We start from the raw sequence: 19,510 nt of genomic DNA on the forward strand, positions 1-19,510 counted from the left end.
CAATGTCGTACGACGTGCGGGTATAACCCGAAGCCGCGTGCGGCCAGCCCCGTCCCGAGCCCCACCCTGAAGGCGAGCACCCGATGAGCCAGCAGTACGTCGCCGCGATCGACCAGGGCACCACGTCGAGCCGCTGCATCCTCTTCGACCGGGACGGACGTATCGTCTCGGTCGACCAGCGCGAACACAGGCAGATCTTCCCCAGGCCCGGCTGGGTCGAACACGACGCCCAGGAGATCTGGACCAACGTCGAGGAGGTCATCCGGGGCGCGCTGGACAAGAACGACATCACGCCCGACCAGATCGCCGCCATCGGCATCACCAACCAGCGCGAGACCACCCTGGTCTGGGACCGCGAGACCGGCGAGCCCGTCCACAACGCCATCGTCTGGCAGGACACCCGAACCGACGACCTGGTCCACGAGCTCGGCGGCGAGGACGGACAGGACCGCTTCCGCGAGAGGTGCGGCCTGCCGCTGGCCACCTACTTCTCCGGCCCCAAGCTGCGCTGGCTGTTCGACCACGTCGACGGCCTCCGCGAGCGCGCCGAACGCGGCGAGGTCCTGTTCGGCACCATGGACACCTGGATCATCTGGAAGCTGACCGGCCGCCACGTCACCGACGTGACCAACGCCAGCCGCACCATGCTGATGAACCTGGCCACCCTCCAGTGGGACCCCGAGATCCTGGAGGCCATGGGCATCCCGGAGGGCATCCTGCCCGAGATCCGCTCCTCCTCCGAGGTCTACGGCGAGGCCACCGGTTACCTGGCCGGAACCCCCGTCGCCTCCTCCCTCGGCGACCAGCACGCCGCCCTGTTCGGCCAGACCTGCTTCGACCCCGGCGACGTCAAGGGCACCTACGGCACCGGCACGTTCCTGGTGATGAACACCGGGACCGAACCGGTGACCTCCGAGAACGGCCTGCTCACCACCCTGGGTTACAAGCTGGGCGACGAACCGGCCGTGTACGCGCTGGAGGGCTCCATCGCCGTCACCGGCTCCCTCGTGCAGTGGCTGCGCGACAACCTGGGCCTGATCTCCACCGCGCCGGAGATCGAGACGCTCGCCCGCACCGTGGAGGACAACGGCGGCTGCTACGTCGTGCCCGCCTTCTCCGGCCTGTTCGCCCCGCACTGGCGCAGTGACGCGCGCGGCGTCATCGCGGGCCTGACCGGCTACGTCAACAAGGGCCACATCGCGCGCGCCGTCCTGGAGGCGACCGCGTGGCAGACCCGTGAGGTCGTCGACGCGATGAACGCCGACGCGCCGACGGAGCTGACCACGCTGAAGGTGGACGGCGGCATGACCGCCGACAACCTGCTCATGCAGATCCTCTCCGACGTACTCGACACCGAGGTCGTCCGCCCGATGGTCGCCGAGACCACCTGTCTGGGCGCCGCCTACGCCGCGGGCCTGGCGGTGGGCTACTGGCCCGACGTGGAGACGCTGCGCGAGAACTGGCACAAGGCGGCCGAGTGGAACCCGAAGATGGAGTCCGCCGTCCGCGAGCGCGAGTACCGCAACTGGAACAAGGCCGTGCAGCGCACCCTGGACTGGGTCGAGCGCGAGGACGAGAAGTAGCACGGACCCGACCCCACCGAACGACCGGTTCCCGAAGGCCCCGGCTGCCACCCTCAGCCTCCGGGAACCGGCCCGCGGAGCGCCGCAGGCGTCCCGCTTCCATCCCATTCCTGTGACGGGTGTGTCTGATTATCCCCGTGTCCGGCCCACCGCCGGACCGCGGGACGGCAGCCCCCGTGACCCGGTTCCCCCTCACGGGGCGGAGGTCTCCATGGTTTATCTGGCAGAGTTCATCGGCACGGCGATCCTGACCCTGCTCGGCTGCGGTGTCGTCGCCGGTGTCTCCCTCGCACGCTCCAAGGCCCTCAACGGCGGCTGGATCGTCGTCACGTTCGGTTGGGGCATGGCGGTCGCGATGGCCGTCTACGTCGTCGGCGCCACCAGCGGCGCCCACATCAACCCGGCGGTCACGATCGGCCTGGCCAGTATCGGCGACTTCGACTGGTCGCTCGTGCCCGGCTACGTCCTCGCGCAGATCGCCGGTGGTTTCACCGGCGCCGCACTGGTCTACCTGGTCTACCTGCCGCACTGGAGGATCACCGACGACCCGGAGGCGAAGCTGGGCGTCTTCAGCACGATCCCCGCCGTGCGCAACGTGGTGACCAACGTCCTCACCGAGATCATCGGCACCGCGATGCTGCTCCTGGGCATCCTGGGCATCGGCGCGAACTCCGGATACGTCTCCGTCGGGGGCGGCGTCGACCTGAGCGGCCTGTTCACCAACGGCCTCGCACCGCTGCTGATCGGTCTGCTGGTGCTGGCGATCGGCCTGAGCCTGGGCGGTCCGACGGGATACGCCATCAACCCGGCCCGCGACCTGGGCCCGCGCATCGCGCACGCGCTGCTGCCCATCCCCGGCAAGGGCTCCTCCGACTGGCGGTACGCCTGGATCCCGGTGGTCGGTCCCGTGGTGGGCGGCGTGCTCGGCGCGTGGCTCTGGCACCTGACCGGGTTCGGGAGCTGACCGGCCCGGTTCCGACATCCCTCCCTCTCCCGTTCCCGCCTCGCGGCGGGAACGCTCTCCCACACCGCCCCGGGGCGTTCGGCCAGTCAGCCGTGCGCCCCGGGGCCCCCTTGTGCGCGCGCCCCGCCGCGCGGGAGGGTCGCCCACGCGATCCTAATGTTCGACAATGCCGCATCTCTTGTGCCCCTCGTGTTCACTTGCCTCCCTTCCGCAACTTCTATTCGGCACCCTCTCACTCAGAGGGCGCGCTGGGCACCCTTCCGACAGGCCGAACGCCCCTCCTTCTTCACCAGCGTTCGGCATTGTCGTATTATGGGGTCGATACATCATCGGAAACGTGGAGCCTGTTCAGGTACACGCGAGACCCCTCCATCCCTCCGAGGAGCAGCAGCCATGACCATCAGCGCCAGCCAGAACCCCACCACCTCGGCACGGGCCCGCACCCGGGACGAACTCTCCCGGGGAACCTTCGACCTCCTGGTCGTCGGCGGCGGCATCCTCGGTACCTCCGTCGCCTGGACCGCGACCCAGGCGGGTCTGCGCGTGGCCATGGTCGACGCCGGGGACTTCGCCGGAGCCACCTCCAGCGCCTCCTCCAAACTGGTCCACGGCGGACTGCGCTACCTCCAGACCGGCAACGTGCGCCTGGTCGCCGAGAACCACAAGGAGCGCCGCTCCCTGGCCTCCGACGTGGCCCCGCACCTGGTGAACCACATGCCGTTCCTGGTCCCCGTCTACTCCGGCGGCCCCCACGGAGCCGCCAAGATGGGCGCCGGGGTGTTCCTGTACTCGGCCCTGTCGGCCTTCGGCGACGGTGTCGGCCGCCTGCTCTCCCCCGCCCAGGCGCGGCGGCTCGCTCCCGGCCTGCGTACCGACGGACTGAAGTCGGTGGCCGCCTACAGCGACCACCAGATGAACGACAGCCGGATGGCCGTCATGACCGTGCGCGCCGCCGTCGACGCGGGCGCCGTGGTGCTCAACCACGCCGAGGTCGTGGGCCTGCGCACCACAGGGGGCCGGGTCACCGGCGCCGACCTGCGCGACCGCGTCGACGGTGAGGAGCTCGGGATCGACGCGCGCCTGGTCCTCAACGCCACCGGCCCCTGGGTGGACCGGCTGCGCCGCATGGAGGACCCGTCCGCCGCCCCCAGCGTCCGCCTGTCCAAGGGTGCGCACCTGGTGCTGCGGACCCCGGAACCGTGGCGTGCCGCGCTGACCATCCCCGTCGACAAGTACCGGGTGTCGTTCGCGATCCCGTGGGAGGGCAGGCTGCTGCTGGGCACCACCGACGAGGAGTACACCGACGACCCGGCCGACGTGTCGGTGCTGCCCGGCGACGTCGAGCAGATCCTGGGCGAGGCGGCGCTGGGCATCGACGCGCCCTACCTGGACGCCTCCCACGTCGACTACTCGTTCGCCGGTCTGCGGGTGCTGCCCGGCGGCCCCGGGGGCACCAGCGCGGCCAAGCGGGAGACCGTGGTCAGCCAGGGCCGGGGCGGAATGCTGTCGGTCGCGGGCGGCAAGTGGACGACCTACCGGCACATCGGCCGGACCGTCCTGGAGGAGCTGCGCCGGGTGCGCGCCGTGCCGCTGGCCGAGGACATGGCCGACCCGCTGCGGACGGTGCCGCTGCCCGGCCTGGCCAGTCCGGACGCGGTGGCGCAGCGGCTCATCATCGACCGCTCCTCCGGTGCCCCTCTGGACCCGCTGGTGGCCCGCCACCTGGCGTCGCACTACGGGAGCCTGGCGATGGACATCGCCGCGCTGGTGCGCGAGGCGCCGGAGCTGGGCGAGCGCGTCCACCCGGACGGGCCCGACATCTGGGCGCAGGTGGTGTTCGCCCGTGACCACGAGTGGGCGGTGACCGCGGACGACGTGCTGCGCCGCCGCACCACGGTGACGGTGCGGGGGCTGGACACCCCCGAGGTGCGCCAGCGCACCGAGGCCCTGCTGAGGGGCTGAGACAACGCGAACGCCCCGGAAGGCGGTGCCTTCCGGGGCGTTCGTTCTACGTCTGAGGTCCTAGATGGCGACGACGTTCTCGGCCTGCGGGCCGCGGGTCCCCTCGACGACCTCGAACTCCACGCGCTGGTTCTCCTCCAGGTTACGGAAGCCCGTGCCCTGGATGGCGCTGTAGTGAACGAAGGCGTCGGGGCCACCGCCGTCGGGGGAGATGAAGCCGAAGCCCTTCTCGCCGTTGAACCACTTCACAGTTCCCTGAGCCATGTTCTCTCCTTCAGCTCGGTGTACACGGACGCACACTCACGTCCGAAAATTGCCGCGAGCCGACTCCCAAGAGAAACCGCCCGCCGGTCACAAACTCCGCGGGCAAGACACCAACTGCGAAATTCAACGACTAACAATCCCCTTGAACGTATCACAGCGCGACCCGCTCGCGGCGGATTTCGGTGTGGCAACCCACACGGCCCCGGAGGGAATACCTCCGGACCGTGCGGGGTACGCGTGTGACGTACGTTACGGTCACCAGCATATCACGTTATGTTCACGGAAGTGTAGCCATCGCGTCGTTTGCCCACTTCAGAGCGGGTGTGACCAGCATCGCGTCCGAGCCCGGTCCGGTTACACACGCCATCGCGAGGGCGTACCGCTTCCCCGGGCGGCGGTACCACCGGGGAGGTGTCCGCGGACACCTCCGAACCGGGTTCTCCGGCGCTTCGGACCGGCTCCGCAAGCGCGTCCGAGCCCGCACCGCCACACGAAAATGCGAACCGGCGGCCGGGGATTCGAAAAATTCCGGTTTCCCGGTACTCGTCCCGAGATCGCGCGCGGAACCGCCACCCCTTCCCGTGGGTACGGATCCCGCATCCGCCCCGTCCCCGGGACACACCGCCCGGGGACGGAGGCGGGCGCTCACCGCCGTGGACGTGGCGCGTGGAGGGGCCGGAAACACCGAGGCGCCCGCGGGGGGTGGACGGGCGCCGGGCGAGGAGGACCGAGGGCTCAGTCCTGGTTGATCCCCACGAAGTGACCCTCCTCGGCCTCGATGAGCGGAGCCGAGTCCTCGTCGGGCGCCGTCGGAAGCACGACGTCCTCGGGCGGGTTGGCGTCCAGTTCGGCGTCGACCTCAGCCCAGGTCCGGTGCAGCTGCGGCACGCAGGACAGCAGGTGGCGGCTGTAGGGGTGCAGCGGGTTGTCGAACACCCTCTGGGTCGGACCCATCTCCGCGATGGCGCCCTTGCGCAGGATCACCGACTTGTCGCTGACGTAGTTGCCCAGCGACAGGTCGTGGGTGACGAACAGGATGCCCAGACCCCGCTCCTTGAGGTCGGCGAGCAGGTTGAGCACGTCGATACGCGTGGAGGCGTCCAGCATGCTGATGATCTCGTCGGCGACCAGCAGCTTGATGTCCAGCAGCAGCGCCCGCGCGATCAGCAGCCGCTGCAACTGGCCGCCGCTGAGCTGGTGCGGGTACTTGTTGAGGACGTTGGCCGGGTCCAGGCGCACCGTGGCGATCGCGTCCAGCACCTTCTCCCTCCACACCCCGTCCGGAGTACCCGGGAAGTAGGAGGAGCGGACCATATCGAAGACCCGGTCGGCCTTGAAGATGGGGTTGAAGCAGCTGAACGGGTCCTGGAAGACCCCCTGCACGTGGCGGTAGTACTCCTTGCGCGCGGCGTGGCCCCTGATCGTGGTGATGTCGGTGCCCTCGAACGTGATGCTCCCGGAGGTGGGCCTGAACAGCCCCAGCACCATCTTGCCGATGGTGCTCTTGCCGCTGCCGCTCTCACCGATCAGCGAGACGACCTCTCCCGGCGCCACCGTCAGGTTCACGTCGCGCACCGCGCGCAGGCGGCCACCGCCGAACGTGCCCACCTTGTACACCTTGTGCACGTTGCTGAGTTCCAGCACGGTCTACCTCACCCCGTCTTCCAGCAGGCGGCCCAGTGGCCGGGTTCGATCTCCACCAGCGGCGGCTGTTCGGAGCACTTGGAGAACGCCATCGGGCAGCGGTCCTTGAACCGGCACCCGGTGGGCGGGTTGAGCAGGCCCGGCGGGGTACCGGGGATACCCTCCAGGCGGCCCCCCTGCGCGGTGGAGGTCGAGCCGACCTCGGGCAGCGCTCCGATGAGCATCTGCGTGTAGGGGTGCTTGGGCTCGTTGATGATGGTGCTGGCGGACGCCTTCTCCGCGACGTGTCCCGCGTACATCACCATGATCGTGTCCGCCATCTGGTACACGAGCGAGATGTCGTGGGTCACGAAGATCATGCTCTTGATGTATCCGCGGTCGCGGAACTCCACCATCGACTCGGCGACGGAGCGCTGCGTGGACACGTCCAGGGCCGAGGTGACCTCGTCGGCGATCAGCAGCGACGGGTTGAGCAGGGTCGAGATGACCATGACGACGCGCTGCTTCATGCCGCCGGACAGCTCGATCGGGAACATGTTGAGCACCTTCGGCTCCAGGCCGACCAGTTCCAGGCGGCGGTGGAGCTCGTCGGTGACGTCAGCGGGCCGCACACCTCGGGCGCGCAGCAGCTCGTTGATCATCTTCCCGATCTTGCGGGTCGGGTTGAGGGCGCTCATCGCGTACTGAGGGATGAGCGAGATCTCGTTGTAGCGCAGGGGGACCATCGCGTCGTCGTCCGCGATGGGCACGTCCTTGTCGTCCAGCTCGATGGTGCCGCCGACGTGGCGCATCCGCGAGTCCAGGCGGATCAGGCTCTTGCCCAGGGTGCTCTTGCCGCAGCCGGACTCCCCGGCCAGGCCCATGATCTCCCCGTCCGCGAGGTCGAACGTGACGCCGTCGAGGGCGTGGACGTCCCCGCGCAGGGTCTGGTAGTAGACCTTCAGGTCGTTGACGCGCAGGGTCATCACAGCTCCCGCAGCTTGGGGTTGAACACCTCGTCCAACCCGACGTTGAGGACGTACAGGGCACCCACGATCGCCGTGATGCCGAGTCCCGGCGGGACGAACCACCACCACATGCCGAGCTGGAGGGCGCTCCAGTTGACGGCGCTCTGCAACATGGCGCCGAGGGACACTCCGTTGGACGGGCCGAGGCCGATGAAGTCCAGCCCCGCGGCGGTGAGGACGGCGCCACCGAAGAGCAGGATGAAGGACATCACCAGGTAGGAGCTCATGTTGGGCGCGACCTCGGTGGTGATGATCCGCCACGTGCGCCGACCGCTGAGCCGGGCCAGGTCCACGTAGTCGCGGGTGGCCAGCGACAGGGTCTGCGAGCGGACCGCGCGGGCCGCCCACGGCCAGGCGCTCAGGCCGATGAACATGCCCTGGGTGAACAGGCCGCGCACGTCCAGGTAGGCGATCGCGACGATGAGGACGACCATGGCGGGCAGGACCAGCACCACGTTCGTGAGCATGTTGAGGATGTCGTCGACGATCCCGCCCTTGTACCCGGCGACGAAACCGACCGTCATGCCGATGAGGAAGGCGACGCCTCCGCCGAACAGGCCGATGACGAACGTGGAGCGCACCCCGTACACGAACTGGGCCCAGATGTCCTGGCCGAACGTGGTGGTGCCGAACCAGTACTCGCCGTTGGGCGGCTGCGTCTGGGGGCCGACGTACTCGTTGGGGTTGTCGCTGAGGAAGAACGGGCCGATGAATCCGAGCAGCATGAAGGCGAGGACGATGCCCGAGCCGATGAGCAGCTTGGGGTTGCGCCGGGCGAAGTGCAGGGCCTCCGAGCCCCTGCGCTCGCCGGCGGGTTCGGGGGCGTCCGCCCTGTCCGTGGTTCCCGGTGCTCCGGCGACGTCCGTCATGAGGAGCCTCCCGTCATCTGGACCCGGGTGCGCGGGTCGACCAGCACGTAGATGATGTCGATGATGAAGTTGGCGATCAGCACCCCGATGACCACGAACAGGAGGATGCCCTGGAGCAGGAAGAAGTCGCGGTTCTCCAGGGAGTCCAGGATGAGGGTGCCCAGGCCCGGGTAGTTGAAGACGACCTCGGTGAGCAGGGAGCCCGCGATGATCGTGCCCAGCTGGACCGCCAGGCCGGTGATCTGCGGCAGCATCGCGTTGCGGAACGCGTAGCGGCGGATCAGCCTGCGCGGCGCTCCGAGGGCCTGGAGGTAGTTGGAGTAGTCCGCCTCCAGCTCGTAGATGATCATGTTGCGCATACCGATCGCCCAGCCGCCGAGCGCCACCAGGAACATGGACAGGAACGGCAGGAACCAGTGGCTGATCAGGTCGTAGATGAACACCCAGCTGAACTCGGGGCGCAGTGAGTAGCTGAAGCCGCCCGCGGTCGGGAAGATCCCGGCGACGATGCCCAGGGTGTAGGACAGCAGCAGGGCGATCCACATGTACGGCGTGGCGGTGAGGACGTAACCGACCGGCAGGACGGTGTTGTCCAGGGCCTTGCTCCGGGCGGCGAAGGCGCCGAAGCGGTTGCCGACGATCCAGCTGAGCAGGATCGCGGGGAGCAGCAGACCCAGGGTGTAGGGGACCGACCCCATGATGACGTCGGTGACCGGTTCGGGGTAGCGCATCACGCTGATGCCCAGGTCGCCCTGGAACAGGCTCACCCAGAAGTTCAGGTACTGCTGGTACAGGGGCTCGTCGAGACCGAAGAGGTCCTCGTAGTAGGCGGTCATGGACGCCATGGCCTCGGGGTCGTTGATCGCGGCCCGGGAGAGCATGTTGCGGACGGGGTCGCCCGGCATGAAGCGCGGGATCATCCAGTTGATGGTGACCGCGACGATGAACGTAAGCAGGTAGATGAAGAGCTTACGACCGATGTAGCGCCACACACGTTCCTCCAGGTGATGGCGGCGGACAGTCGAGTGGCCCCGGGGGGCGCGGCGCGGGCCCTGTGGGGGGATCCGCGCCGCGCTCACTCGCCCGGGGCGTCCCCCGGCCGGGCTTCTCGCGCCGTGCCTCGGCCGGGGGTGGGGAGCGGTCGGCGGGGGGAGAGCCTCCCCCGGTCCTAGCCGACCGGTTCGATCTCCGCGAGGGTGTTGATACCGCCCATCTCGTACCAGCCCTCCCACATGACCGCGGCGCTGTTGGGCGTGCCCTCGGCCTCGCTGGGCCAGTTGGTCCAGTGGGTGTTGTTGGCCTGCGACCACTGGCCGTTGTACCAGAGCGGGATGACCGGGAGCTCGGCCAGGAAGATCTCCTGGAGCTGCGAGGTGACCTCGGCGGCGGCCTCGACGTCACCGGCGGGGACGCGTGCGAGCTCCTCGGTGAGCTGCCACGCCTCCTCGTTCTCGTACCGGTGGAAGTTCACCGTGGTCTGCTCGTCCTGGATGGGCAGCTGGAAGAGGTAGTCGTAGTAGGTCCACGGCGAGTTGCTCAGCTGCCGGGCGTTGTTGATCACCAGGTCGTACTCGCCGGCGTTCCGGTTCTGGTCGAGCAGACCCTGGTCGGGGAACTCGGCCGTGATGTTGATGCCGACGTCCTGGGCGTGCTGCTCGATGAGGCGGGCGGCCTCCATCCAGTCGGTCCACCCGGAGGGGACCTCCAGGGTCAGGGCGATGGGCTCGCCGTCGGGCGTCTCGACGAAGCCGTCGCCGTCCTCGTCCATGTACCCGGCTTCCTCCAGGATCGCCACGGCCTCGGCCGCGTCGTGGCTGAAGCCCTCCTCGGAGACCAGTTCGTGGTCGATGTAGGCGTCCCACTCGGGCAGCAGGCCGGTGGGGTTGGCCGGCTGGACGAGGTTGGCGTACGGGCCCTCGACGATCTCGGTGATGTTGATCGAGTGGGCCAGGGCCTGGCGGAAGGCCGTGTCGTCGAGCGGCGCGCGGTTGTGGTTCGGGACGAGCCACGCCGTGTTGGCGCTCTTCATGTACGGGGGGCCCTCGTAGAAGCTGACGATGTTCTCGTTGCTGTTGAGGAGCTGGTCGATCCCCGGGAGGAAGTTGTTCGAGAGGTCGACCTCACCCTGGGTCAGCATGCCCATCGTCACGTCGTTGGAGGCGTTGACGATGTCGACGATGTAGCGCGCGTCCATGGTCATGTCGAGCGCGTCGGTGGCCCACCACTCGTCGTTGCGCTCCCAGATCATGCGGTCGTCGGTGTGCGACTCGTAGACGTAGGGGCCGGTGCCGACCGGGTTCTCGTTGGCGCTGTCGGTGATGTCGGTGGCCGACATGTCACCCCAGACGTGCGCGGGGAGGATGGGGTTGGAGTAGGCCCAGTTCATCCACTCCTGCGGGCGGCTCTCCGAGAAGGTCACGGTGACCGTGCGCTCGTCGGTGGCCTCGACGTTCTCGATGTAGTCCCAGACGTTGCCGTAGGGGACTCCGTCGGTCTGGCCGAGCTCCAGCGTGGTGACCACGTCCTGGGCGACCAGCGGCTCACCGTCGTTCCACGTGACGCCCTCGCGCAGGGTGATCTCGTGGACGGTGTCGGAGACCCACTCGTCGCTCTCGGCGAGCCAGTGCACGTACTCGCCCGTCTCCGGGTCGTAGTGGAAGAGCGACTCGTAGACCAGGCCGATCGTGCCGACCGCGAATCCGCCCCTCATCATGGGGTTCCAGCTGGTCGGCGCGGACCAGGCCGTACCCGTGGTGTACAGGGTCTCACCCCGGGGGTAACCCGAACCAGGGCCGCCGTCCCCGCCGTCGGCACCCGCGCAGGCGGTGGCCGCGAGGGCCAGCGCCGCGAGTGCCGCCGGAAGCCTCAGCATTCTCATCTCGACTCCTCCTTCCACCCGGCCGGTCCGTGGGGGGCCCTCCGAGAGGCGGAAGGTTGGGAGCGCTCCCAGTAGTGAGCGCACAAGACCGTTGCTGAACCGGGTAAGTGACGTTAACAACAACACGCCAGCAGGAAGACAGTCAATCCCCAACACTTCGCTGTTATTCGCTTGTAACAGCACAGATGCGGGTATGTCAGTAAGTTCGGTCGCGCTGAACCGGTTCCGTACGGGCGTTTCCGCCCTGTTCGGACCCGGCGGACCGCCGCACTACGACCGTGCGGCTCCCGGCCGCGTGTGACGATGGGGTATCACTTCGGTGTCCTGTCCCACGCCCCCTGCGGCCCGGTGCTCCCACGCGGGTGCAACTCGCCCCGGGCGCCCTCCTCGTCACCGACCGTCCCGCCCTCGATCGCCCTGCCCAGCATCAGCGCGGCCTGGCGGCCGTAGGACGCGACGTCGCGCGTGAGAGCGGTCAGCGAGGGGCGGACCAGGCGGCACAGCACCGAGTCGTCCCAGGCCACGATGGACAGCTGTGAGGGCACGTCCACACCCATCTCCTGGGCCACGCCCAGTCCGGCCAGGGCCATGAGGTCGTTGTCGTAGACCAGGGCGGTCGGCCGTTCGGTGGCGGCCAGGAGCCTGCGTGTGACGCGGGTGCCCATCTCACCGGTGTAGTCGGCGTGCACCGAGCGCGCCTCGCCCAGTCCGGCCTGTTCCGCGGCGCCCAGGAACGCCCTCGCGCGGGCCCGGGTGTGCAGGAACTTCTCCGGCCCCGCCACCTGCACGATGTGCCGGTGGCCGAGCGCGGCCAGGTAGTGGACGACCTCGCGCATGGGGGTGGCCTCGTCGCTGTACAGGCACGGCAGGGAGCCCACGCCCTCGGGCCCGCCGAGGACCACGGCGGGCAGCCGGAGTTCCTCGACCACCCGGACGCGCGGGTCGTCCACGCGCAGGTCGACCATGATGACGCCGTCGACACGGCGTTCGGTCGACCAGCGCCGGTAGGCCGCGATCTCGGCGCCCATGTCCTCGGTGACCTGTAACAGCAGGTCCATCCCCGAGGAGGCGAGTTCGGCCTCGATACCGGAGACCAGCTGCATGAAGAAGGGTTCCAGGCCGAGCGAGTGGGCGGGACGGTCGACCACCAGGCCGATCGCGCCGATCCGGCCGCCGGGCGCGAGCGCCCGCGCCGGGCTGCTGGGCGCCCACCCCAGGTCACGGGCGATCGCCAGGATGCGTCCCCGGGTCTCCTCCGAGACCCCGGGGCGGCCGTTGAGCGCGTAGGACACGGCTCCCTTGGACACCCCCGCGGCCCTGGCGATGTCCATGATCGTCGGACGCCGCATCAAGCCCCCCATTCGTCCCCCTGATCACGCGATGCTGAACCGGTTAAGCAGACGGTTGGGGATTGTACTGCATGCCCTCAGAGTTAATCCGACAAAGGGGACTTAAGGCCCTTGAAGATCACAAACCACCCTGGCATCCGGGGCACCAGTAGAGAGTGCGTCCGGCCAGTTCCGACGAGGCGACCGGAGAGGAGCACACGCGGCAGGGGTCACCGGTCCGGTAGCACACGTAGAGGGTGTCGGGCCGGGGCACGGGACGCGCGTCGGGGTCGGGACGGTGTTCGGGGAGGGTCGTGATGATGTAGCCGTCGCGGACACCGTCGCGGAGCAGCCCCGAGAGGTCGTCCCACAGCCGCGCCCACTGGTCGGGGGTGAGGTCGCGGCCCGGGGTCATGGGGTCCAGGCCCGCCCGGAACAGCGACTCCGCGCGGTAGATGTTGCCGATGCCCGCGACGACGTCCTGGCGCATGAGCAGCGCGGCGACACTGGTCCGGGAGCGGCTGATCACGCGCCATGCCCGTTCCGGGTCGGCGTCGTCGCGCAGGGGGTCGGGTCCCAGCCTCTCCTGGACGGCCCGCTTCTCGTCCTCGGTGATGACCTCGCAGGCCGAGGGGCCGCGCAGGTCGGCCCAGCCTGAGGAGTTGACCAGGCGTGCGCGCACCGCGCCGACCGGCTCGGGTGGAAGGACGAAGCCCTCGTCGTCGCGGACCAGGTCCAGGCGGGCCCCGCCCTCGGCCCGCGGGGCGCCCAGGTGGCGTTCACCGTCGGCGTCACCGAAGGACCAGGCGCCGTACAGCCCCAGGTGGACCCGCAGCCACTCCCCCGAGTCGAACCCGAGGAAGAGGTGCTTGCCGTGCGCCTCGCTCTCGGTGAGGACCCGGCCGTCGACGCGCGCGGCACCGTCGGCGAAGCGTCCCTGCGGGCTGCTCGCACGCACCGTGCCGCCGCCGAAGGTCTTGTCGAAGTGCGCCGCAAGCCGGTGCAGCGTGTGGCCCTCAGGCACCCGTGTTCCCCTCTCCCGTCCGCACGGCCCGGGAACCACCGCGTTCCGGACATCCGGGACCCAGGGTAGTGCGCGCCCGGCCAGCTCTGTCCGCCGCGATCTTGTACTCATGGCGAGGCTCGACGGTCGAGGCAGGCCACAGGCACAAGATCAGCTCAGGTCAGAGTGTTCCAGTCACACCGGCAACGTATTCGGTCGACCCACTGGCCCCCGTCAGGGCCCGTCAGTGGGCGACGAGGATCTCCTGGACGAGGGCGCGCGTGTCGGCCAGGCAGCGCCATGCGGGCACCACGACCACGGGGTCGCCGGTGGCCCGGTTGAGCGACTCGCCGCGGGCGAGCAGGCGGCGCAGCGACCGGCCGTCGGGTTCACGGTCGAGCAGGAGCAGCAGGCGGCGGGAACCGAAGCGGACCACCATGTCGGCGGTCCAGCCCTCCACCGTCTGCTGGAGGGCCACCCCCGTGCCCACCCGGCGCAGCTCCTCCACCAGCGCGGAGGCGGCCGGATCGGTCCGCGCCGGAGGGGTGCCGGAAAGCTGCGCCTCCAGGTCGCCCAACGGGCCGTCGTCCTCCGACCAGTACTTCCGGTCACCCACCACCACGAGCCGCTGGCGGGGACGGGTCAGCACCGACGACCACAGGTGTCCCATCCGGCGGATCCGCCGTTCGGCGATGGCGGGGGCTCCGGCGGTGAGCATCGGTGAGAGCACGGTGACGTCCGCCGCGTCGTGGTCGTCCGCCAGCAGGTCGGGGCCGCCCACCCGCACCTCGTGGCGCAGGACGCGTGTACCCAGCAGGCGGCGTACCAGGGCCACCTGGGGCTGGGTCGGCGCGACCACCGCGACCACGCGGTCCGCGGGGAGCCGCTCGTCGATCTCGTCCACCACCACCGCCACGCGGTAGGCCTCGTCCCGGTTGACGTAGGAGGCCCCCGGCGCCGCCTCGCAGACGCCGGTGACGTCGCGCCAGGCGAACTCCGGGCCTCCGGTGGGATCGGGGTTCGTGCACACCGTGAGCCTGTCCCCGTAGCAGTGCCGCGACGCGGCCCCGGCTAGTCGCGGCGGCGCCCCCTCGTGCTCGTCCAGCCAGAGCATGGGCGGCGCCGCCCGGTGCAGGGCGCGCAGGGCCGAACCGGAGCCGTGGCGCAGGCCCCGGTCGTCCAACTGGTCGGCGGCCAACCCCGCCGCGGCCAGCGCGCGGCGCTCCTCGTCCGGTTCCAGCACGCTCACCGGACCCGGGTGCGCGGGGTCGCCGAACACCACGGCGCGGTTGGCACGGTAGAGCACGGGCAGCAGCTCGGCCAGCCGTGTGCGTTCCGCCCCGACCACGACCACCAGGTCGAACAGGCCCGCACGCGGCGGCAGGACCCGGACCTGGTCGGTGCGGCACGTCCAGGTGGGCAGGGTGTCGAGCAGGTTGTCCATACCGGGCCAGCCGCGACCGTGGTACCAGTTGAGGGTCTCCAGACGGTTCTCGATGGCGGCGCGGCCCCGCCACAGCCGGGGTTCGCTGACCGCGCGCAGACAGGCGGCGCTGGACCTGCGATGCCGGGCGAGGGCGTCGGCCAGTTCGGCGGTCAGTTCGCCCAGCGGCGCGCAGCGGGTGCGCCGGTCCACGGCCGCCCGCCACTCGCTCTCCAGGCGGGCGACCGCGTACAGGCGCGCGAGGCCCTCGGGGTCGGTGGCCGCACCCAGTTCACGGCGGACGGCGCCGCGGTGCGCCATCGCCGTGACGCCGCCCGCCCTGGCGCGTTCGATCCGCTGCGACCAGTACTCGGGGCCGCCCCGCTCCGGAGTGAAGAGGGCGTCGGGGTCCCAGCCCTGCGCGATGACGCGGTCGCGCTCCTCGGCCAGGCGGGCGAGCGTGTGCCCGTCGGAGGCCATGGTGTCCATGGCCAGCCACGCGTCGCGGACCCCCGCCCAGTCCTCGGCCAGGTTCGCCCGCTGGGCGGTGGGATCGTCCCCGTCCGGTTCGGTGGCGGGCAGGCTGCGGGAGTGCTCGGTGAGGAGCCGGGTGAGCATGAGGACCTCGGCGGCGCGGTGTTCGCGTCCGCCCACGCGCACGACCGGGTGCGCCGGGGAGGTGTCCGCCCGGACAGCGGTCGCGGTGACGTCGGCCTCGCCGTGTCCGCAGACCAGGACGCGCTGGCCCTTGCTGACGGCGGTGCGGACGAGGGCGTCGACCAGGTCGTGCACACCGCTCCCGGGAGGGGCGGCGGCCACGGTGAGCTGTTCGCGCATGGCGGCGCACAGGACGGCGTACTGGGACTGGTTGAGGGCGGTCGCGGAGATCGGGACGGGAGGCCCCTCGATGTCCTCGGGGGGACCGGTGCGCGCGGCGCGCCGGGTGCTGGCCCGTCCGCCGCGGAAGAGCCGTCCGGGCGCGGCGGGAGCGGTGGCACCGGCACGTCGGCCCGCGGCGGCCTGCCCGAGCAGGGACTCCAGCGCGGTCCCGCTGACGTCGTCGGGGTTGAGGCCGTCGCGGTCGGAGGTGTCGAGGTCGGCCAGGACGCCCTCGACACCGAGGGGTTCGTCCTCGTCGGCCTCGTCCTGACCGCCGGGACCGGCGCGGAAGAGCACGGCGACGTTGTGGGCGCCGTCGGCACCGGCCCGGAGGGAGTCCCGGACGCCGAGGGGAGCGATGTCGTCCGCCCTCTCGATCCCCATACGGGCGAGGAGGGTACGCACCCTGGTGGCGAGGTCGGTGACGGCGGCGGGGCGCCGTACGGGGTCGGGCGCCTCGGAGCGCAGCCGGGTTCGGAGTTCGAACAGGTCCTCGGGGTCGGTGACGCCGAGGCGCCTCAGGAGGGCGGGGTTGACGTCGGGCGGGCCGACCGCGCGGACCAGCGTGTCCCCGGGCGCGGTACGGGGGCCTCCGGTCTCGTCCACGGCCCGCACGTCGACGGTGAGCAGCGGCAGGGCGACGCGGTCGGCGCCCCGGCCCAGGACCACGAGCGGATAGCCGTAGCGCGGTGTCTGTCCCCGCTTCTGGGCCACGCGCAGCACCCGTGCGGTCTCGGCGTGCAGCGGGAGGGTCTCCCCGAAACCGCTGAACAGGACCTCGGGTCCCGGCGGCAGGCACGCGCAGAGGTCGGATCCGAGGTCGTCGGCCAGGATCGTGTGGGTGTGCACGGCCTCGCGCCGCAGACAGGCGCGCAGGTAGGACAGGAGGGAGCGCACCTCGGAGCGGTCGACCGGCGGCTTCCAGCGCAGCGAGGCGGCGCCGACCCCCGACCGGCCGACCGGGCCGGGTGCCGCGGGAGGGTCCCCGGAGATCCCCGGTGCCAGCCCCGGCACGCCCCTGTACCCGGCCTCGTGCTCGTCGTCCCGCAGTGACCTCAACGTCGCCCCCACCCCGAATACGTCATCGGCTGATCACCCTCTGACAGCAAGCCATTGTGGTGGATGGGTGGGCTCCGGACCCTCCGAACGCCGGAAACCGCCGTGACTTTCACCCCGGGTGATCCCGGGAGGCCCCGTGGACGCGCAGGGCGATCCAGAGTTCGGCCCGGTAGTCGGGGTCGTCCAGGTCGCCGGGGAGCAGGTCGCGGATGCGCCGCATACGGTAGCGGAGGGTGTGCCGGTGGATCCCGAGGGTCTCCGAAGCCGCGTCCCACCGGCCCGAGGCCGCGAGGTAGGCGCGCAGCGAGGCGAGCAGTTCGGCCGAGGTCCGCTGCTCCAGGAGGGGAGCGAGCAGGTCCCCGGCCATGCGGGCACCGGCGGGTGTGTCCGCCAGTCCGAGCAGGCCGCCGGGCAGGTCACCGACCCGGAGGACCTCCTCCCCCGCACCGCGCGCGGCGGCCAGCGCGCGTTCGGCCTGGGAGAGGGCGGCGGCCAGTTCCGCGTAGGAGGACGGGTCGCTCACCCCGACCGGACCCTCCAGGACCTCACCGATCACCGCGGTGCCCGTGTTCGCCGGGGCGAGCAACAGGGCCCGGCCGTCGTGCTCGGTGGCCAGGACGCCCTCGGGCGGGTGCGCGGGCCCGGTCGCGTCCGCGGTCGCCACCACGACCGGTTCGGGCGGAAGGACCTCCCGCAGGCGCGCCGCTCCCGGATGGAGCGGGTCCAGGGCCCCGGTGAGCAGGGCCGACAGCACCCCCTCGCGCACATGCGCGGTGGCGTTGTGCGCGCTGCGCTCCAGTTCGAGGGAGAGCAGCGACACGGCCGCGTTGACCAGCGTGCGCTCGTCGGATCCGAGCCGCCCGCCGGTGCCCACGGCGAGGAATCCGCGGATGCGGCGGCCGGTGGCCAGGGGCTGGACGGAGACGTGTTCGCCGCCCGAGGTCAGGGAGACGCTGGCGCGCAGCCCCGCGTCGCGCAGCCTGTCCAGCTCCGCGGCCAGTCCGGCGGCGCGCCCGGCGGCCCGTGCGGGGGCCGCGTGCCGGACGTCCCCGTCGGCGGTCAGCAGGAGCACCCAGGCGTCGAGGTCGCGGGCCAGCCGGTCCGTGACGGCCGCCGCGCCGGTGAGCGCGGCGCGGGTGAGGTCGCGCTGGGCGGCGAAGGCCCGGCTCAGACCCTCGTACTCCTCCTTCGCCAGGAGTCGGGACACCTCCTTGCCGATCGCGATGAAGGGGGTCTCCCGGCTCACCTCCAGCAGGGTGAGGCCGAACTCCTCGGCGGCCTCGTGGAGCCGCTCGGGGGTCCGCTCCAGGACCACGCCGACCGCGAAGCCCAGCGCGGTGACGCGGCGCTCGGCCAGGCGGCGTGTGTAGTCGCGCAGGTCGGGCACACCGGTGGCCCAGCGCACGCCGGTGGTGAGGAGGAGCTCGCCGCCCGCCAGGTAGGGGGTGGGGTCCTCCAGCTCGCTGACCGCGACCCACTCCACCTGCCGGTCCAGGTTCTCCTGGCCGGTGAGCAGGTTCAGGCGCAGGCGCGGTGTGCGCATCAGGGCACCCAGGGTCGGTGGCATCCGTCTCTCCCTCCTCCGGGTGTGCTCCGTGTGAACCCTGACGCGTTGGCACAAGGCTCAGCCCCGATTATCCACCGTGTCCATGTGTGAGGTGCTCGGCGCGTCCTAGTGTCATGCCAGGCCGGGGAGCCCACCCCCGGCCTTCCTCCCCGTCGAGCGCAGAAGGAGGCAGCCGTATGGCAGCGACCGAGGTCGTCCAGTCCCGTCGGGTCGTCACCGAGATCCCCGGCCCCAAGTCCCGCGCGATCCAGGAGCGCCGCCGTTCGGCCGTCGCCCAGGGCGTGGGCAGTGTCCTGCCCGTCTACGTCGAGCGCGCCGGTGGCGGCATCGTCGAGGACGTCGACGGCAACGCGCTGATCGACTTCGGTTCCGGCATCGCCGTGACCAACGTCGGCAACGCCGACCCGCGTGTGGTGGAGAGCGCCGCCGAGCAGCTCGGCCGCTTCACGCACACCTGCTTCATGGTGAACCCGTACGAGGCGTACGTGGACGTGTGCGAGGCGCTGAACCGTGTCACGCCGGGCGACCACGAGAAGCGGTCGATCCTGCTCAACTCGGGCGCCGAGGCGGTCGAGAACGCGGTGAAGATCGCCCGCAGCGCGACCGGCCGCCAGGCGGTGGTGGTGTTCGACCACGCCTACCACGGCCGCACCAACCTCACCATGGGGCTGACCGCGAAGAACATGCCCTACAAGCAGGGCTTCGGTCCGTTCGCCGGTGAGATCCACCGGATGCCGATGGCCTACCCGTACCGCTGGCCCACGGGCCCGGAGAACTGCGGCCCCGAGGCCGCGGCCATGGTGATCGAGCAGATCACCAAGCAGATCGGCGCCCAGAACGTGGCGGCCGTGGTGATCGAGCCGATCCAGGGCGAGGGCGGCTTCATCGAGCCCGCTCCCGGCTTCCTGCCCGCGGTGGTCGAGTTCTGCCGCGCCAACGGCATCGTGTTCGTCGCCGACGAGGTGCAGACCGGTTTCGCCCGTACCGGCCACATGTTCGCCAGTGAGCACGAGGGCGTGGTCCCGGACCTGATCACGACCGCCAAGGGCATCGCGGGCGGCCTGCCGCTGGCCGCCGTGA

General features: G+C 70.7%; 14 protein-coding genes (1 of these 14 only partly in view). 4 read left to right on the top strand and 10 right to left on the bottom strand.

Annotated features, from left to right (window positions below; translation table 11 throughout):
* The first annotated feature begins 83 nt into the window (after positions 1–83).
* From glpK to D455_RS0117050, 3 genes are all read left to right on the top strand, one after another.
* Entirely contained in the window at positions 84–1,583 is a 1,500-nt protein-coding gene (glpK, locus tag D455_RS0117040; RefSeq protein ID WP_017571919.1) for a glycerol kinase GlpK, read from the top strand.
* 211 nt (positions 1,584–1,794) lie between these two features.
* Positions 1,795–2,547, top strand: a complete 753-nt coding sequence (locus tag D455_RS0117045) for an MIP/aquaporin family protein (RefSeq protein ID WP_017571920.1) — start codon at positions 1,795–1,797, stop codon at positions 2,545–2,547.
* Positions 2,548–2,940: 393 nt separating this feature from the next.
* Positions 2,941–4,509 (top strand): glycerol-3-phosphate dehydrogenase/oxidase, encoded by a 1,569-nt coding sequence (locus D455_RS0117050; RefSeq protein ID WP_017571921.1) that lies wholly within the window; start codon positions 2,941–2,943, stop codon positions 4,507–4,509.
* A gap of 60 nt (positions 4,510–4,569) precedes the next feature.
* On the opposite strand, the gene D455_RS0117055 is transcribed toward D455_RS0117050, so the two are convergent.
* The 10 genes from D455_RS0117055 to D455_RS0117100 form a co-directional block, all read right to left on the bottom strand.
* A complete protein-coding gene (locus tag D455_RS0117055; RefSeq protein WP_017571922.1) occupies positions 4,570–4,773 on the bottom strand; it encodes a cold-shock protein in 204 nt (67 codons plus the stop codon).
* Between the two features lie 735 nt (positions 4,774–5,508).
* Entirely contained in the window at positions 5,509–6,417 is a 909-nt protein-coding gene (locus D455_RS0117060; RefSeq protein ID WP_017571923.1) for an ATP-binding cassette domain-containing protein, read from the bottom strand.
* A gap of 8 nt (positions 6,418–6,425) precedes the next feature.
* Positions 6,426–7,382, bottom strand: coding sequence for an ABC transporter ATP-binding protein (locus D455_RS0117065; protein ID WP_017571924.1), 957 nt, complete (start codon positions 7,380–7,382; stop codon positions 6,426–6,428).
* Complete coding sequence (locus D455_RS0117070) at positions 7,382–8,293, bottom strand: ABC transporter permease (RefSeq protein ID WP_017571925.1); 912 nt, start codon at positions 8,291–8,293, stop codon at positions 7,382–7,384. Before D455_RS0117070 ends, D455_RS0117065 begins: the two co-directional genes overlap by 1 nt.
* Positions 8,290–9,285, bottom strand: a complete 996-nt coding sequence (locus D455_RS0117075; protein ID WP_017571926.1) for an ABC transporter permease — start codon at positions 9,283–9,285, stop codon at positions 8,290–8,292. Before D455_RS0117075 ends, D455_RS0117070 begins: the two co-directional genes overlap by 4 nt.
* Positions 9,286–9,461: 176 nt before the next feature.
* Positions 9,462–11,165, bottom strand: a complete 1,704-nt coding sequence (locus tag D455_RS0117080; RefSeq protein WP_017571927.1) for an ABC transporter substrate-binding protein — start codon at positions 11,163–11,165, stop codon at positions 9,462–9,464.
* A gap of 317 nt (positions 11,166–11,482) precedes the next feature.
* The gene (locus D455_RS0117085) at positions 11,483–12,520 is read right to left on the bottom strand and encodes a LacI family DNA-binding transcriptional regulator (RefSeq protein WP_017571928.1); all 1,038 of its coding nucleotides are present in this window, start codon (positions 12,518–12,520) and stop codon (positions 11,483–11,485) included.
* A gap of 118 nt (positions 12,521–12,638) precedes the next feature.
* Entirely contained in the window at positions 12,639–13,523 is an 885-nt protein-coding gene (locus D455_RS0117090) for an Fpg/Nei family DNA glycosylase (protein WP_017571929.1), read from the bottom strand.
* Between the two features lie 223 nt (positions 13,524–13,746).
* Positions 13,747–16,863 carry a DEAD/DEAH box helicase gene (locus tag D455_RS0117095; RefSeq protein WP_017571930.1) on the bottom strand — a complete coding sequence of 1,039 codons (3,117 nt, stop codon included), beginning with the start codon at positions 16,861–16,863 and terminating at the stop codon, positions 13,747–13,749.
* A gap of 109 nt (positions 16,864–16,972) precedes the next feature.
* The gene (locus D455_RS0117100; protein WP_017571931.1) at positions 16,973–18,430 is read right to left on the bottom strand and encodes a PucR family transcriptional regulator; all 1,458 of its coding nucleotides are present in this window, start codon (positions 18,428–18,430) and stop codon (positions 16,973–16,975) included.
* Between the two features lie 176 nt (positions 18,431–18,606).
* Between D455_RS0117100 and gabT the strand changes: the two genes are divergently transcribed.
* Positions 18,607–19,510, top strand: the 5' portion of a protein-coding gene (gabT, locus tag D455_RS0117105; RefSeq protein WP_017571932.1) for a 4-aminobutyrate--2-oxoglutarate transaminase. The gene runs 422 nt beyond the window's last position; the window shows 904 of its 1,326 coding nt (coding positions 1–904); its start codon is at positions 18,607–18,609; its stop codon lies off the right edge, out of view.

The sequence above is a fragment of the Nocardiopsis halotolerans DSM 44410 genome (assembly GCF_000341065.1).
GTDB lineage: Bacteria > Actinomycetota > Actinomycetes > Streptosporangiales > Streptosporangiaceae > Nocardiopsis > Nocardiopsis halotolerans.